At 31.3% G+C, this 14737-nt stretch carries 20 protein-coding genes; 15 read left to right on the forward strand and 5 right to left on the reverse strand.

The features are described 5' to 3' along the window. Positions 1-66: 66 nt before the first annotated feature. On the forward strand, positions 67-582 hold the full coding sequence (locus tag J5G60_RS10640; protein ID WP_150356668.1) for a ferritin family protein: 516 nt from the start codon (positions 67-69) through the stop codon (positions 580-582). 201 nt (positions 583-783) lie between these two features. Then, a complete protein-coding gene (locus J5G60_RS10645; protein WP_150356669.1) occupies positions 784-1269 on the forward strand; it encodes an NUDIX hydrolase in 486 nt (161 codons plus the stop codon). Positions 1270-1317: 48 nt separating this feature from the next. Here the strand turns inward: J5G60_RS10645 and J5G60_RS10650 are convergent, their stop codons facing one another. Beyond that, positions 1318-2379: a DUF5667 domain-containing protein gene (locus J5G60_RS10650; RefSeq protein WP_150356670.1), complete on the reverse strand. Its 1062-nt coding sequence runs from the start codon at positions 2377-2379 to the stop codon at positions 1318-1320. A gap of 179 nt (positions 2380-2558) precedes the next feature. Between J5G60_RS10650 and sigI the strand changes: the two genes are divergently transcribed. From sigI to J5G60_RS10705, 11 genes are all read left to right on the forward strand, one after another. After that, positions 2559-3245, forward strand: coding sequence for an RNA polymerase sigma-I factor (gene sigI, locus J5G60_RS10655; protein ID WP_150356671.1), 687 nt, complete (start codon positions 2559-2561; stop codon positions 3243-3245). Beyond that, the gene (locus tag J5G60_RS10660) at positions 3238-4173 is read left to right on the forward strand and encodes an anti-sigma-I factor RsgI family protein (RefSeq protein WP_150356672.1); all 936 of its coding nucleotides are present in this window, start codon (positions 3238-3240) and stop codon (positions 4171-4173) included. The genes sigI and J5G60_RS10660 overlap by 8 nt, the downstream gene beginning before the upstream one ends. A gap of 215 nt (positions 4174-4388) precedes the next feature. Next, positions 4389-4835: a MarR family winged helix-turn-helix transcriptional regulator gene (locus tag J5G60_RS10665; protein ID WP_150356673.1), complete on the forward strand. Its 447-nt coding sequence runs from the start codon at positions 4389-4391 to the stop codon at positions 4833-4835. A 24-nt stretch (positions 4836-4859) separates the two neighbouring features. Further along, positions 4860-5678 (forward strand): arsenite methyltransferase, encoded by an 819-nt coding sequence (arsM, locus tag J5G60_RS10670; protein WP_150356674.1) that lies wholly within the window; start codon positions 4860-4862, stop codon positions 5676-5678. A 37-nt stretch (positions 5679-5715) separates the two neighbouring features. Further along, positions 5716-6216 (forward strand): GNAT family N-acetyltransferase, encoded by a 501-nt coding sequence (locus J5G60_RS10675; protein WP_150356675.1) that lies wholly within the window; start codon positions 5716-5718, stop codon positions 6214-6216. 181 nt (positions 6217-6397) lie between these two features. Next, the gene (locus tag J5G60_RS10680) at positions 6398-6736 is read left to right on the forward strand and encodes an ArsR/SmtB family transcription factor (protein WP_150356676.1); all 339 of its coding nucleotides are present in this window, start codon (positions 6398-6400) and stop codon (positions 6734-6736) included. A 58-nt stretch (positions 6737-6794) separates the two neighbouring features. Next, the gene (arsD, locus tag J5G60_RS10685) at positions 6795-7166 is read left to right on the forward strand and encodes an arsenite efflux transporter metallochaperone ArsD (RefSeq protein WP_106011062.1); all 372 of its coding nucleotides are present in this window, start codon (positions 6795-6797) and stop codon (positions 7164-7166) included. Further along, on the forward strand, positions 7166-8905 hold the full coding sequence (gene arsA, locus J5G60_RS10690) for an arsenical pump-driving ATPase (protein WP_150356687.1): 1740 nt from the start codon (positions 7166-7168) through the stop codon (positions 8903-8905). Before arsD ends, arsA begins: the two co-directional genes overlap by 1 nt. 67 nt (positions 8906-8972) lie before the next feature. After that, positions 8973-10022, forward strand: a complete 1050-nt coding sequence (arsB, locus tag J5G60_RS10695; RefSeq protein ID WP_150356677.1) for an ACR3 family arsenite efflux transporter — start codon at positions 8973-8975, stop codon at positions 10020-10022. Between the two features lie 25 nt (positions 10023-10047). Next, positions 10048-10251, forward strand: a complete 204-nt coding sequence (locus J5G60_RS10700; protein ID WP_150356678.1) for a DUF4177 domain-containing protein — start codon at positions 10048-10050, stop codon at positions 10249-10251. A gap of 28 nt (positions 10252-10279) precedes the next feature. Next, positions 10280-10690, forward strand: coding sequence for an arsenate reductase ArsC (locus J5G60_RS10705; RefSeq protein ID WP_150356679.1), 411 nt, complete (start codon positions 10280-10282; stop codon positions 10688-10690). Between the two features lie 33 nt (positions 10691-10723). On the opposite strand, the gene J5G60_RS10710 is transcribed toward J5G60_RS10705, so the two are convergent. Further along, positions 10724-11494 (reverse strand): ABC transporter permease, encoded by a 771-nt coding sequence (locus tag J5G60_RS10710; RefSeq protein ID WP_150356680.1) that lies wholly within the window; start codon positions 11492-11494, stop codon positions 10724-10726. After that, on the reverse strand, positions 11491-12147 hold the full coding sequence (locus J5G60_RS10715) for an ABC transporter ATP-binding protein (protein ID WP_150356681.1): 657 nt from the start codon (positions 12145-12147) through the stop codon (positions 11491-11493). Before J5G60_RS10715 ends, J5G60_RS10710 begins: the two co-directional genes overlap by 4 nt. A gap of 149 nt (positions 12148-12296) precedes the next feature. Between J5G60_RS10715 and J5G60_RS10720 the strand changes: the two genes are divergently transcribed. Further along, entirely contained in the window at positions 12297-12587 is a 291-nt protein-coding gene (locus tag J5G60_RS10720; RefSeq protein WP_150356682.1) for a DUF503 domain-containing protein, read from the forward strand. A gap of 226 nt (positions 12588-12813) precedes the next feature. After that, the gene (locus tag J5G60_RS10725; RefSeq protein WP_150356683.1) at positions 12814-13305 is read left to right on the forward strand and encodes a GNAT family N-acetyltransferase; all 492 of its coding nucleotides are present in this window, start codon (positions 12814-12816) and stop codon (positions 13303-13305) included. 276 nt (positions 13306-13581) lie between these two features. Here the strand turns inward: J5G60_RS10725 and J5G60_RS19080 are convergent, their stop codons facing one another. Both J5G60_RS19080 and J5G60_RS10730 read right to left on the reverse strand, forming a co-directional pair. Next, entirely contained in the window at positions 13582-13704 is a 123-nt protein-coding gene (locus J5G60_RS19080) for a hypothetical protein (protein ID WP_268253864.1), read from the reverse strand. Between the two features lie 332 nt (positions 13705-14036). Further along, on the reverse strand, positions 14037-14582 hold the full coding sequence (locus J5G60_RS10730; RefSeq protein WP_150356684.1) for a helix-turn-helix domain-containing protein: 546 nt from the start codon (positions 14580-14582) through the stop codon (positions 14037-14039). Positions 14583-14737 lie beyond the last annotated feature (155 nt).

Raw genomic sequence — 14737 nt, forward strand, 5'->3', positions numbered from 1 at the left:
ATTTGTAACTATTATTTTAAATATATAATAATATATAAGTATAGTTTACAAATTAGGAGTGAAAAAATGAATTATTGTCCATATACTTTTAAGTGCTGCTTTATGAGGCATGCAGCAAATTTGCCAAACGGTATTGATGAGAGACCTTATACCTATCCGGGCAATTTACCTGAAGCGATTAATTTGATAAGAGAGGCTGTATCTGGAGAAAGGGAAGATGAACTCTTCTATGACTACCTGATAAAAAATTCTCCTAATGAAGAATCCAGAAACATTATAGTGGGAATCAGGGATAACGAGAGTAAGCACAATAGGATGTTTAGGCAAATTTATCACGATCTGACCGGTGAAAATATATCTGAACTTCAAAATGAAGAAATGCAATATCCTGAACACTTTTGTGACGGCGTAAAAAGGGCACTATATGGAGAGCTAGCAGCAGTTGAAAGGTACAGAAAAATATTATTTGCAATGCAGAGTAGAATTCACATAAATATGCTGACTGAAATTATTACAGATGAAATAAGGCATGCGAATTTTTATAATTTTTTGTACTCGATGAATAGGTGCTTTAGGATGTAACTGACTGCTGAGTGTCAAATTTAATATGGAATATTTTAAAAAGTAGTTTTTCTGGTTTTAAAACTGGGGAACTATTTTTTTAGTCCTAAAAATAGAAATTATTGTTAGAATTAGCTGTAGTTCAGTTATAATGGAACTGTAAAATGGTTTATTGATATAATTGGAATTATAATTAAGAGAAAATGTAAGGGGGTATTTCAAGTGGAATTGTGGGATATATATGATAACAAAGGGCATAAAACAGGTTTGATGAAAAAACGCACTGATATCTTAAGCAGAGGACAGTATCATCTGGCAGCTGAAGTCTGGATAATAAATGATAAATTTGAAATATTGATTCAGAAAAGGTCTGATAATAAGAAGATCCTTCCTAATATTTGGACATTGACAACAGGATGCATGGTCAGCGGAGAGAATACAGTGGATGGATCTATAAGAGAAGTAGAAGAAGAATTGGGAATATGTATTAAAAAAGATGACTTGAATTTTATCAGAAGAATATTTCAGGGTAATATTATTTGGGATATTTATTTTGTATACATGAATATTGAACTATCCAAATTAGCTCTTCAGAAGGAAGAAGTCAGTGATGTAAAGTTTGTATCAGTGGGAGAGTTTAAAGATATGCTTTTGTGTGGAGAGATATTCAAATATGATGAAATCTACGACATTTTATCTAGGGTCTGACCCCTTACCATTTTCTGTAAGGGGGTCAGACCCCATTAAAAAATAGTTTTAATGCTGTAATTTTACAGACTTCTGTCTGTTGCCATTACTGGTTATCTTGCTTTGATTTTTTTCTCTAATTTTATTATTACATGACTCTTTTTTAATTCGATTTTTTACAACTTTTACTGAGCGCTTTTTTACATTTTTATTATTTACTACAGCAGGTTTTGATGCAGATGGATTTGTTACAGCCGTACCCAATGTTTCATTAGTTATTGTATTTTTAGTTACAGCTGTTTTAGTTACAGGGGTGTTTGTTTTGTTTGGTTTTTTAATTACATTAAGTTTTAAATTTTTCCTTTTCTGTATTTTTGATTCTTTTATTAATTTGCCTACACTTATCTTAGAAACTTCTTTCTTTGTTTGAACAGCTTTTACAAAATTCTGTTTTTCTGTATCCAGCGCCTGTTGTTTTTGTCCCAATAAATCTTCAGCAGCTTTAATTGCTGTTTCGTCTCCTAATTTTTTTGCTTTCTCGAGAGCTATTTTAGCCTCATTGTATTGCTTTTTAGCATTAATATAGAGTACACGTTCTTTTTTGACAGCTAATATGGCATTTCTTTTTGCTGTCTGTATTTCTATGATCTTTGCTAGTACGGTTTTTGCATTACCGCTAACCTTATTCTGAAGTTTAGTCAATATATACAGGGATTTCTTTTCTTTAATTATAATTTTATCTTCCACATATTCTAGATTTTTTAGTTTATCTTGATTATATGTATTTTTATTATTATTTAGTGTATCCTCAATTTTACTTTCAGCTCTATCCATATAGTTTTTGTAATCATCGATAGCTGTATTTGCAAGACTCTGATTGTTTTTGTCTACCATAATTTCGCTTTCACCTAACTTTTCTTCAGCTATATCTGATAATGTACTTGCTTTTGCACTATCTGAAAAAGACAATGTAATCTGTATAGCATCTATAACTTTATCTGCCGGGTATAAGATGCTGTTCGGCGTTATACCGGCTTGATCTTTTAGAGATATTGGTTCAGAAGCAAATGTTATATTCGTTATACCCAGTGCCATCACTGCGCTTGCTGCTAAAATCATTAAATTTTTCATATTGCTCATCCTTTCTAAATGCATAAAAGTTTAATTCTTGTTTTTATTTTAATTAAGCTTGATCGATCACTAAAATATACGATATCTCTATTATATTTTGAGGGGGTTACGAAATAATTTGCGCTACACCCCCTAAAGTTCTCATTTATTTCGTATAATATAATATATGAGGTGATTTCATGCAGAATATTAATCACTTAATTCGTAAAAATAAAAGCCAGTTTATTAATGAAAATAAAAATTTTATATATAAATGTACCTACTCTATTTCAAAAAAATATCTTCAATGGGAAAATGACGATGAACTCAGCATTGCATTAATTGCCTTCAACAAGGCCTGTGATAACTATACAGAATGTAAAGGAAATTTTTATACATATGCAAAAATTATAATCAAAAATGCACTGATCGACTATTTTAGAAAAAATAAAAATTTACCATTGCTTACTTTTGACAATGACCAATATGATATGGAAAGATTGGATAATAGTAGTGCCATAGACAGTTTTGAGATAGAAAGGGAAAATAAAAATAGAGCGGACGAAATTATTGAGTTTAGCAAAGAGCTCGCAAAATATAAAATTAATTTCAATAACCTTGTAAATAGCAGTCCAAAACATAAGGATACAAGAAATAGTGCCTTAGGAATTGCCTTGAAAATATGCAACAATGATGAAATCAGCAGTTACATTTTACATAACAGGAGGCTTCCTATTAAGAAAATATGTGCATATACTGGATTTAACAGAAAATTTGTCGATAAGTGGAGAAAATATATTATTGCTCTATTTATATTATTTAATAGTGAAAAATTTATTTATATAAAGTCTTATTTAAATATAAAAGTAGGTGAAAGCAATGAATAAAAGAGAAGGTATAGTAATAAGTATAGATGGTAAGTGTGCTAATTTGCTTACTCCTTACGGCGAATTTATTAAAGTGGACTGCAATGGTAAAAAACCTAATATTGGTGAAGAATTTATGGGAAATCAAATTGTACATAGATTTTATCCTTTTAGTGCAAGAAAAATACTAGCTGCAGCGTGTATAATGTTTGTATTGATTATAGGTGGTGGAGCTAAAGCTTATTACAGTCCGTCAGCTACAGTTCTGGTAAATATAAACCCCGATATTGAGTTAAAAGTAAATTTTTTAAACAGAATTATTTCTTTTAAAGCATTGGATGATGACGGGAGTAAAATATTGAGTCAGGTTAAGATAGATAATGTGAATATCAATGATGGTTTGAAGATAATAATTGATCAATCCAAAAAAGATAAGTTTATTGATGAGGAGTATATAAAGACAAAAACTATTTCTATTGATATAAATGGTAAAAACGTAAATATTTCTAAATTCAAATTAAATATGGAAACTTCTGATTTGAAGGTTAAAATTCAGTCCAACGGTAGTATAATTTTAAATAAAAATTCAAATGGAGGATCAAATAAGAGTACGAATGGAAATTCAAATAAGGATCCAAATAAAAATGTAAAAAGTACTGACAATATGATAAATAATAGATATTTGAATAGTGAAAGTAATTATAAAAAGCCAAATAATAATAGCTTTCAATGGAAAAATAGTACTAATAGTAGTCATAATTCTATTTCAAATAGATATAACAGCAAAAGAAAATCTTATTCAAAACAGCTGCAGCATCCAGGTGTAAATAAGATTAAAACAAATCGAAGTTCAATCAAAAATATTAACAATAGGAAAGTTAAAGAAAGTGGACATAAGAATGGTTCCAATAAAAGTGGTTCATCTAAGCGAAATTCAAGTATAAGGTAAAACAGGTGAAAAAAGCTGTAACTCTCTCATTTTGTTATATTTGATAGATATTTTGTATAATATTTATGAAAATAAAAGCAAGTAGGACAAGAGTACTATTTACTTTTATTTTTTTACTTTCTTTATTTATACTGTATTTCTCTCTGTATAAAATCAAATAATAGTTGTATATTCTAATTGTTGTATGATACAATAATTATAAGAGGTGATTACATATGAACGATGTAAGTGAACCAAAGCGATTAAGGGAAATGATTAGAATACTTGAGAGAAAGCTTGGAATATTGAGCGAAAGCGAGCTTGCCTGTTGTGGAATAACAATGGCTCAATGTCATGCTTTGGTGGAGATAGGACGTGCAAGAAGTATTTCATTGAATGAATTGGCTCAATTACTAGATCTTAAAAATAGTACCATGAGTAGAACTGTAAATAACCTTGTCACTGACGGTTTAGCAATAAGGGATATTGATCCACAGGACAGAAGATATGTGACTATATCACTTACTGAAAGTGGTGTAAAAATATTTAAAGGTATTGAAGAAGGAATGAATATGTACTTTAAAAAAATTTATGATTTTATACCAGCAGATAAACAGAAACAGGTAATAGAAAGTATAGAAATACTTATTGAGGCTGTCAGCAAAAATGAATGTTGTCAATAGTAAAATGAAAGGGGAAGGATATAAATGGAGTATGATGTAAAAAATAAGGTAAAAAAGTATTATGGTGGTATTGCAAAAAAAGTCAATAGCGGAATGGGAAATAATTGCTGCTTAACGTCTTCCTGCTGTAGTGGTTTAAGCAGATCTTCGCTTATCTATGGAAGGGAAAATTTAAATGAGTTACCCAAAGAAGCTGTGGAAGCATCTTTGGGTTGTGCAAACCCATTACTATTTGCAGGATTGAAGAATGGTGAAACTGTACTTGATCTGGGAAGTGGTGGTGGCATTGATGTACTTATGTCTTCAAGGTACGTTGGACCAACTGGAAAAGTTTATGGACTGGACATGACTGATGAAATGCTGGAGCTTGCTAACAAAAACAAAGAAAAAATGGGCGCAACAAATGTTGAATTTTTGAAAGGCCTTATCGAGGATATACCACTTCAAAATGAGATTGTAGATATTATTATGTCGAATTGTGTGATAAATCTTTGTGAAAGTAAGGAAAAAGCCTTGTCTGAGGCTTATAGGGTATTAAAAAAAGGTGGAAGGCTGGCAATCGCAGATATTGTTGTTCTTAAGCATGTACCAGAAAGTATAAGGCATAGCGTGGAAATGTGGGTAGGGTGTATTGCAGGTGCCTTGTCAGTTAAGAAATATGAGGAAATACTTAAAAAAGTTGGATTTAAAGATATTAAAATAACGCCGGTAAATATATACACCAGAGATGTTATAGAAGATATTGCAAAACAGAAAAATTCAGGTGATGCATACAGTAAAATAGATGCAGCACTTATTGATGGAGCCTTTGCAGGGGCACATGTAAAAGCGTATAAATTTTAGGATAAGTATTGTATAGTGTAAATTTGGAGGCTTGAAAATGAATTGTAAAATTGAAAAAATGACAGAAAGACACTGGCGAGAGGTATCAAAAATTTATTTGGAAGGTATTAACACGGGTAGATCTACATTTCAGACTGAGGTGCCTAAATGGCCGGATTGGGATAACAGCCATATTAAATCATGTAGATTAATAGCATGTTTGGATAATAGAGTATTGGGCTGGGCAGCTTTAAGCCCAATTTCAAGTAGATGTGTATATGCAGGTGTTGCAGAAGTAAGTATATATATAGGAAAAGAATACAGAGGAAAGGGCATGGGAACTGCTCTTTTAAAAAATTTAATTAAATTATCGGAACAAAGTGGATTCTGGACTCTGCAATCTGCAGTTATAAAAGAGAATACTGGAAGCATAGCTCTTCACAAAAAATGTGGTTTCAGAAAAATAGGCATAAGAGAAAAACTGGGAAAAATGAATAATGGCTTATGGCATGATGTGGTTTTGATGGAACGTAGAAGTAAGTTGGTGGGAGTGAACTAGGTTCATATAATAAAATTATTTTGACATTTATATTGGTTAAGTAACAAATACAATTTTATCACATAGACTATTATATATATGATAGTCTATTATTTTGCTTATTATGATAATTATATTGACAATACATAGATAATAGTCTATATTATAGACATAGATAATTATCTATATAAGAGGTGACTTTATGAAATTGGATTACGAACTAAACGCAAAAATATTCAAGGCACTGTCTGATCAAAACAGATTAAAAATTATTGACATACTTTCCTGTGGTGAAAAATGTGCTTGTGATTTACTGGAACATTTTGATTTTACACAGCCAACTCTGTCCCATCATATGAAAGTACTCATGGATTGTAAACTTGTTAAATGTAGAAAAGAAGGGGTCTGGAGTCACTATTCATTGGATAATACTAATGCAAATAAGCTATTGCTGTTCCTCATGAATATTATAACAGACACTGAGGAGTGTATCTGCAAAGGACAGGGCAGCAGCAAATGTGGAACTGACAATGAAAAATAAATAAGTTTATCTCAGTCATCTAACTGACTATAAACTTATTATACGAGGAGTGATTTATATGAAAAAAATGATAATTTTTGATCCGGCAATGTGCTGTTCTACAGGAGTATGTGGACCTTCTATAGATCCAGAGTTACTAAGAGTTTCCACTGTTATTAATACACTTCAAAAAAAAGGTATATTGGTTGAAAGGTACAATTTGACTGGTAATCCCCAGATATTTGTAGACAACAAAACGATTAATGAGGCATTGAATAAAGAAGGTACGGAAATACTTCCAGTAACTATGGTAGAGGGTGTAATAGTAAAGACAAAGGCATATCCAACAAATAAGGAATTTTGCGAATTGCTGGGTATATCAGAAGATTATTTAAAAACTGGACTTAAGATAAAATCTAAAGGCTGTGATTGCGGAGGAAGGTGCTGTTGATGGTTAAAAGATTTAACCCTGACAGTATACATTTAACTAAATATTTGTTTTTTACAGGTAAAGGAGGCGTAGGTAAGACTTCTGCTGCTTGCGCCACTGCTGTTGCCCTTGCAGATCGTGGTGAAAAAATTATGCTTATCAGTACAGATCCAGCTTCTAATTTACAGGACGTGTTTGGCACGGATCTCGATAATAAGGGAGTTGAAATTAAAGACGTACCAAATTTGACAGTAGCAAACCTAAATCCTGAAAAAGCTGCTGCAGAGTACAGGGAAAGTGTAATAGCTCCATATCGAGGTAAGCTTCCAGAAGCAGCTATCAATAATATGGAAGAACAGCTTTCAGGTTCTTGTACTGTGGAAATAGCAGCTTTCAATGAATTTTCAACTTTTATTACTGATGAAAAAATTGAAGAAAAATTTGATCATATAATTTTTGATACAGCTCCTACGGGCCATACACTGAGGATGCTCCAGCTTCCTTCGGCCTGGAGCAATTTTATAGGAGAAAGCACTCATGGAGCTTCATGTTTAGGGCAATTATCAGGACTTGAAGATAAAAAATCATTATATAAAAATGCAGTTGAAACTTTATCAGATAAAACAAAAACTACTCTTATCCTTGTATCAAGACCTGAAATTACGCCTCTTAAAGAAGCAGAAAGAGCATCTAAGGAGTTAAGAGATATAGGCATAGATAATCAGGCATTGATTATAAATGGTGTACTTGAAGTCCACGATGACAATATTTCAAATGCAATTTATCTAAAGCAGGAAAATGCTTTAAATGATATGCCTGAAAGTATAAAATCTATTGAAACTTATGAAATACCACTTAGACCATACAATGTAACGGGAATTAAAAATATAAGAGCATTTTTAAAAAAAGATAATACTGAATATAGGAATGTAAAACTAAATGTGAAAAGAATAAATAAGCTGAAAGATATAGTTGATGATCTGTACAATACTAACAAAAAAGTAATATTTACTATGGGAAAAGGTGGAGTAGGTAAAACAACAGTTGCAGCTGCCATTGCCCTGGGGCTTTCAAAAAAAGGTAAAAAAGTTCATTTAACTACTACTGATCCAGCAGCACATTTAAAATTTGTCCTGGATAAAAATTATGGTATTACATTAAGCCATATTGATGAAAAAGAAGAACTTGAAAAATATAAGAAAGAAGTATTAAATAAGGCTAGAAAAACTATGGATGAAAGTGATATGGCGTATATTGAAGAGGATTTAAGATCTCCGTGCACACAGGAAATAGCTGTATTCAGAGCTTTTGCAGAAATAGTTGAGAAATCAAAGGATGAAGTTGTAGTGATAGATACAGCACCTACAGGTCATACGCTGTTGTTATTGGACTCCACGGAAAGCTATAATAGAGAGATTAAGCGTTCAGAGGGCAATATACCTCAATCTGTTAAAGATCTTTTACCAAAACTCAAAAATGCCGATGATACAGAAGTTATTATTGTAACTTTGGCTGAAGATACTCCGGTTTATGAATCCCTGCGTCTTGAGGCAGATCTGGAACGTGCAGGAATTGCAAGTAAGTGGTGGATTGTAAATTCCAGCATGTATGCAGCTGATACTACAAATAGTGTACTCAAGGCTAAAGCAAGCAGTGAAATACCATGGATAAACAAAGTCAACGAAATTTCTGACGGGAATTTTGCATTGATAAAATGGAAAGCAGAAGAAATTAAGGATGAAAAATTATTTGATCTATAATTGGGGTCTGACCCCTTACCATAAAATGGTAAGGGGTCAGACCCCATGGAAAACAGGAGGAATGTATATGAAAAGTAAATCATCCAGGTTGTCATTGCTTGATCGTTATTTAACGCTTTGGATATTTCTTGCTATGTTTGCAGGAATCTTGCTTGGGTGGGGTGTACCAGGTATATCAAAAGGATTATCCAGTTTATCCGTTGGCACTACATCCATTCCAATTGCCATAGGGCTTATTGTAATGATGTATCCACCCCTTGCCAAAGTAAACTATAAGGAACTTGGTAAGGTATTTAGAAATCCTAAGGTATTATCCCTGTCACTTATTCAAAACTGGATAATAGGACCTATACTGATGTTTGCACTTGCAGTAATATTCTTACATGCTTATCCTGCATATATGACAGGCCTTATACTTATTGGCCTTGCCAGGTGTATTGCAATGGTCATCATATGGAACAGTCTTGCAGATGGAGATACGGAATATGCGGCTGCACTTGTGGCGTTCAACTCCATATTCCAGGTTATATTTTATTCTATATATGCCTATATATTCATAACCGTACTTCCAACATGGTTTGGGCTTACCGGCTATAGTGTAGATATTTCAATGGGGAAAATAGCTTCTTCCGTTGCAGTTTACCTTGGTATTCCTTTTGCACTTGGAATGTTAACCAGGTTACTGCTGGAGCCTAAAATGGGTACAGAATGGTACACAAAAAAATTTATTCCAAAAATAAGTCCATTGGCCTTGATAGCATTATTGTTTACTATTGTTGTAATGTTTACTTTTAAAGGGAAATATATCATAGAATTGCCTTTGGATGTAATTAGAATTGCCATACCACTTGTAATCTATTTTGCAGTTATGTTTTCAGTTTCATTTTTTATAAGTTACAAATCAGGTATAGACTATAAAAAGACAGCTACACTTTCATTTACTGCTGCAAGTAATAATTTTGAGCTTGCTATAGCTGTTGCAGTTGCTGTATTCGGTATAGAATCTAAAGAAGCTTTTACAGCAGTAATAGGACCATTGATTGAAGTGCCTGTAATGATAGGGCTTGTAAATGTAGCACTGCACTGGGGGAAAAAGTATTTTGCACTAAAAAGGTAGAAATTTTTAAGGGGGTATTGTTAATATGGAATGGGAATATAAAGTATTTACGGTTGATCATTTTTTAAGTTCACAAAAGAATTTAAGTATAGAAGAATCACTAAATAAATATGGAAAAGAGGGATGGGAGCTAGTAGGAATTTTACAAAATTCTTATAAAACACTAGGAAAACCATCCAAAATAGATAGTGATTTAATAGTATTTAAAAAATCAGAATATAACTCATAATATAAAAATTTAGCATAGGAGGAAAAAGATGAAACCAAAAGTGGCTTTTATATGTGTCCATAACTCATGTAGATCACAGATGGCTGAGGCAATAGGAAGATTATATGGAAGTGAGGTATTTCATTCATACTCAGCTGGTACTGAAATCAAATCTGAAATAAATAAAGATGCAGTCAGAGTAATTAAAAAATTATATAATATTGATATAAGTGAAATTCAACATGTTAAGCTGATTGATGATTTACCCCAAATTGATATAGTGGTAAAAATGGGCTGTAATGTTGCATGCCCATTTTTGTCATCAAAATATGAAGAAGACTGGGGACTTGAAGATCCTACAGGAAAAAGCGACGAGGAATTTATTAAAACAGCTAAGGCCATTGAAGAAAAAATTAAAGATTTAACTAAAAGAATTGAAAATAAAGAAATTAAACTATAAGCTGTAAAGTGTTAATCCAAGAAAAATCTATTATTATTTTTCTTGGATTAATTGCTTCCTGTCATTAAAAAATTTCTTATAGCTTAAATAACAGGCTGTAAAAGAAGATATGGAAGTTGCGGAAAGCAGCATAAAGGTGACTATTATCTGATATTTGACGGCATTTATAGGTGAAGTACCTGCCAGAATAAGCCCGGTCATCATACCGGGTAGTGCCACTATTCCCAGAGTCTTGGCTGAATCGATAGTAGGCATCATTCCAACTTTAATGGAGTCTTTTATTATATTTATGGATGATTGGTAGATGTCTGCTCCTAGTGATAATTTTGCTTCAACTTCAGCCCTTTTATCTTTGAAGTTTAATTTCATCTGTTTAAAACTCAATCCCAGGCTTATCATTGAGTTGCTGATGATCATCCCGCCGATGGGTATTACCTGATAAGGTTCATATCTTATAATTCTCAAAAACACAAGAATTGCCAGGGTGATTGATGTTCCAAGAATTATTGATATAAAAGATATAAAGAAAACATTTTTAATTTTGCTTCCTCTTTTGGATGCATTGTATGCAGCATTTATAATCATAAATATCAGTAAAAATGTAGTGAAAAATGCATTTTTTAATCCAAATATATAATTCAACAAGTATCCTACAATAATCAATTGTATTACAGCCCTTGCCACGCTTATAATTATATCCTTTTCGAGATTCAATTTTTGTGAATATGAAAAAATAAGAGAGATCAGCACGAGCAGTAGGGAAAATAAAATAGAATAAATACTTATATCTGCAGCTCCAGTCATTTTATAACCTCCAAAGATTTAAATTTTCCACTTTCAATTGATAAAATCTTATTTGCATATTTTTTACTCTGTTCTGAATTGTGTGTTATCCATAAAATAGTGGTTCCGCTGTTATTTAAAGATCTGATTACGTTTTCCACGATTAGAGTGTTTTTTTCATCAAGTGCAGATGTTATCTCATCTAGGAGAAGAATTTCAGGATTAAAGATTAAAGTTCTTATTAGTGCAATTCTCTGCTTTTCTCCACCTGAAAGATTATCTATAGTTCTTGGTAAATACTCGCAACTCATTTTAAAATCATTCAGAAGTTTCTTTATTGTCGATAAATCCACTTTTTTATTTCGTATGAAAAATGGAAAATTTAAATTATCCATGACAGTGTTCCCGAAAAGAGAGGGAGTTTGAAAGCAGTAAGATATTTGTCTCCTCCATTCTATGGGGTTATATTCAGTGTAGGGTATGTCCTTATAAAGTATATTTCCATCAGTTGGGCTTATAAGTTGAGAGCACAGCCTAAAGAAGGTGCTTTTGCCGCTGCCTGATGGACCAACTACAGATATAAAGTCTTTTTGATTGATTTTTAAAGATAAATTTTTTAATATGTACTTGCCATTGCTCATGTATGATACATTTTTAAATTCCAATAATGGCATAAGAAATCTCCTCCATATATATAATATAATTGTATTATATATCGTTGACATTAAAAATTGATTAAATTTAATGTTATATATATTTTTGCAGATGATAGATGTTGTATTATAATTTATAATACAACATTAAAAAAAGATGGTGATAAATATTGAAAATTTTATTTATGAGAGTTAAATTAAGAGCATCCTGGGTACATTCACTGAAGGAAAAGAGAATGATCGTAAGAAGCATAGTCCAAAAGTTAAAAAATAAGTTTAATGTATCGGTATCGGAAATAGACGACAGGGATATACACCAGATAATAGTTATAGGCATTGTGGGAATATGCGGAAATTCATCACATACTGATTATATAATGGAAAATATTATAGATTTTATAGAAATCCATACTGATGCTGAATTAATTGACATTACAAAAGAAAATGTTATGAATATTTAGCATTTTTAATTTCATTAATTGCTCTAAATCTCCAAAATTATTTATGATCAATTTAAACATATCAGCATATTATGTGCTATAATATCTTATATAAGTTTTGTTAACTACAGGGTATTTATCTTATATTATATTAGAACGAGGCTGACTTTTTTAATTTCATTCCCCTAACTGGTGAAATTATAAAGTTGGCTTCATGAATTTTTATAGAATTAAAGGGGCTACCAACATGAATATTTTTAAAGAGAAAAATCATGAAATTAAATTTAAAATGGCAGAAGACAAATTGGATTTAGAGGAAGTAAAAAAATTGTTTTTAGATTATGCAGGTTCCTTGAACATAGATCTTGATTTTCAGGGATTTCAGACAGAAGTGAATACGTTACCTGGAAAATATAGTTCACCAGATGGCATAATTATACTGGCCTCGGTAGATGGGAAAAGCGCAGGATGTGTAGCTCTTAGAAAAATATTGGGGGATATTTGCGAAATGAAAAGATTTTATGTTCGTGATAATTACAGAGGGATGGGTATAGGAAGAAAACTTATAGATATAGCAATTGAAAAAGCTAAAGATATGAATTATAAATACATAAGACTCGATACACTTGTAACTATGAAAAGTGCACAGCACCTGTATTTATCCTCAGGGTTTTATGATATTCCAGCTTATACCTATAATCCGTTTAAAGATGCAAGATTTATGGAGTTGAAACTGTAATAGCAGTTTAATTAAATCAAGATTTCTTGAATTTATGGCGAAAAATAATTATACGAATAGAATAATTTATATAAGTAGAATATGTATAGGGGAAAATGAAGTCTTATGTAAGATCCTATAAAATACCACTCTTTATTTCCTATGAAATATAGGAAAAACAGTGGAAAATTTATAGGCTATTCTTATTGGGAGCTTTTAAAAGAGAATTACTGATGGGAAAGTAACAATATCACGGATATCACATAATGACTGATGAGAATTGAAAATTATAATTCTTTACTTTAAATGCTTTTTATTTTTCTTATGTGACTGAGTATTTTTTTCAATTATATCCAGAGATTCACATAGACATTCTTCCATAACATCAGGTGTTATCAGTATAGATTTCTTATTTTCCATTTTATCACCTCCTCATATTATTCTATTGTACATCTTTTACATATGGATGTCAATATATGCGTAAACTTTAATTTCTATTTGCTATCAATTGTGTATTGTGAATTGAATAAAGATCCCCTTTTAAAAAAAATATGTTATAATTTTATTAATGAGGAGGATATTTGTAATGAAGGGATTAATTATAGTTTTAGGAATAGTGATTACAACAATATTTATACGGGGATTAGTAAAAGGGAGAAATGAAAAAAGTCGTAAAGATGATTCACAGTTATAAAAAGCACTTACTTTTATTGGTGAGTGCTTTTTTATACTTAAAATAAAGAACTGATATTTTAGAAAATTAATGGAGTTATTACGCAAATCAGTTTTGTGGCCTGCTTCATAGGATTTCTCCATGAATGTATTATAGTTGAAGGATACTGTATACAATTACCTGCTTCTACGAAATATTCTTTACCATCTAAAGTTACGATAAGGCCGCCCTCCAGTACATATACAAATTCTTCACCCGGATGATTGAATCTGCTTCCATGGGGCTGCTCGGGAGGTATTATTACCAGCATGGATTCAAGGCTTCTTGAGGAAAAGTTACCGCTTATTCTTATAAATTCTGAATTGGAACCTTCCATTTTAAATAATTTTTGTTCATTTATTTTAACTAGAAAATTATGAGTTTCAGGAGCTTTAAAAAAGTAACTTATATTGACATTAAGGGCATCTGCAATTTTTTTTAGAGAAGTAATTGCAAGAGAGGAAGAACCGTTTTCTATTTGGGACAAAAAACTCACTGAAAGACCAGTTTTTTGACTTAGATCTTTTAAAGTAAAATTATTTTTCTTTCTTAAATTACGAATTTTTTTAGCTATTTCACCAATCATTGTTTTCCTCCATTGTAGTGTATTTAGAAATTTTATAATCTTAAATAATCACATTATTTTACTTCAATTATAATATCATAATAGAAAATTATTTTCAAATAATAAGCATCCGTAGTATCAGAAGTTTTAAAGTAGTATAATTTAGTTTATTACAG

This window comes from Clostridium sp. HV4-5-A1G, assembly GCF_900184915.1.
Lineage (GTDB): Bacteria > Bacillota > Clostridia > Clostridiales > Clostridiaceae > Clostridium_B > Clostridium_B aromativorans.

Coding starts and splice junctions, on each gene's coding strand:
- J5G60_RS10640 (WP_150356668.1), top strand. CDS start 67: ATGAATTATTGTCCATATACTTTTAAGTGCTGCTTTATGAGGCATGCA.
- J5G60_RS10650 (WP_150356670.1), bottom strand. CDS start 2,379: ATGAAAAATTTAATGATTTTAGCAGCAAGCGCAGTGATGGCACTGGGT.
- sigI (WP_150356671.1), top strand. CDS start 2,559: ATGCAGAATATTAATCACTTAATTCGTAAAAATAAAAGCCAGTTTATT.
- J5G60_RS10660 (WP_150356672.1), top strand. CDS start 3,238: ATGAATAAAAGAGAAGGTATAGTAATAAGTATAGATGGTAAGTGTGCT.
- J5G60_RS10665 (WP_150356673.1), top strand. CDS start 4,389: ATGAACGATGTAAGTGAACCAAAGCGATTAAGGGAAATGATTAGAATA.
- arsM (WP_150356674.1), top strand. CDS start 4,860: ATGGAGTATGATGTAAAAAATAAGGTAAAAAAGTATTATGGTGGTATT.
- J5G60_RS10675 (WP_150356675.1), top strand. CDS start 5,716: ATGAATTGTAAAATTGAAAAAATGACAGAAAGACACTGGCGAGAGGTA.
- J5G60_RS10680 (WP_150356676.1), top strand. CDS start 6,398: ATGAAATTGGATTACGAACTAAACGCAAAAATATTCAAGGCACTGTCT.
- arsD (WP_106011062.1), top strand. CDS start 6,795: ATGAAAAAAATGATAATTTTTGATCCGGCAATGTGCTGTTCTACAGGA.
- arsA (WP_150356687.1), top strand. CDS start 7,166: ATGGTTAAAAGATTTAACCCTGACAGTATACATTTAACTAAATATTTG.
- arsB (WP_150356677.1), top strand. CDS start 8,973: ATGAAAAGTAAATCATCCAGGTTGTCATTGCTTGATCGTTATTTAACG.
- J5G60_RS10700 (WP_150356678.1), top strand. CDS start 10,048: ATGGAATGGGAATATAAAGTATTTACGGTTGATCATTTTTTAAGTTCA.
- J5G60_RS10705 (WP_150356679.1), top strand. CDS start 10,280: ATGAAACCAAAAGTGGCTTTTATATGTGTCCATAACTCATGTAGATCA.
- J5G60_RS10710 (WP_150356680.1), bottom strand. CDS start 11,494: ATGACTGGAGCTGCAGATATAAGTATTTATTCTATTTTATTTTCCCTA.
- J5G60_RS10715 (WP_150356681.1), bottom strand. CDS start 12,147: ATGCCATTATTGGAATTTAAAAATGTATCATACATGAGCAATGGCAAG.
- J5G60_RS10725 (WP_150356683.1), top strand. CDS start 12,814: ATGAATATTTTTAAAGAGAAAAATCATGAAATTAAATTTAAAATGGCA.
- J5G60_RS19080 (WP_268253864.1), bottom strand. CDS start 13,704: ATGGAAAATAAGAAATCTATACTGATAACACCTGATGTTATGGAAGAA.
- J5G60_RS10730 (WP_150356684.1), bottom strand. CDS start 14,582: ATGATTGGTGAAATAGCTAAAAAAATTCGTAATTTAAGAAAGAAAAAT.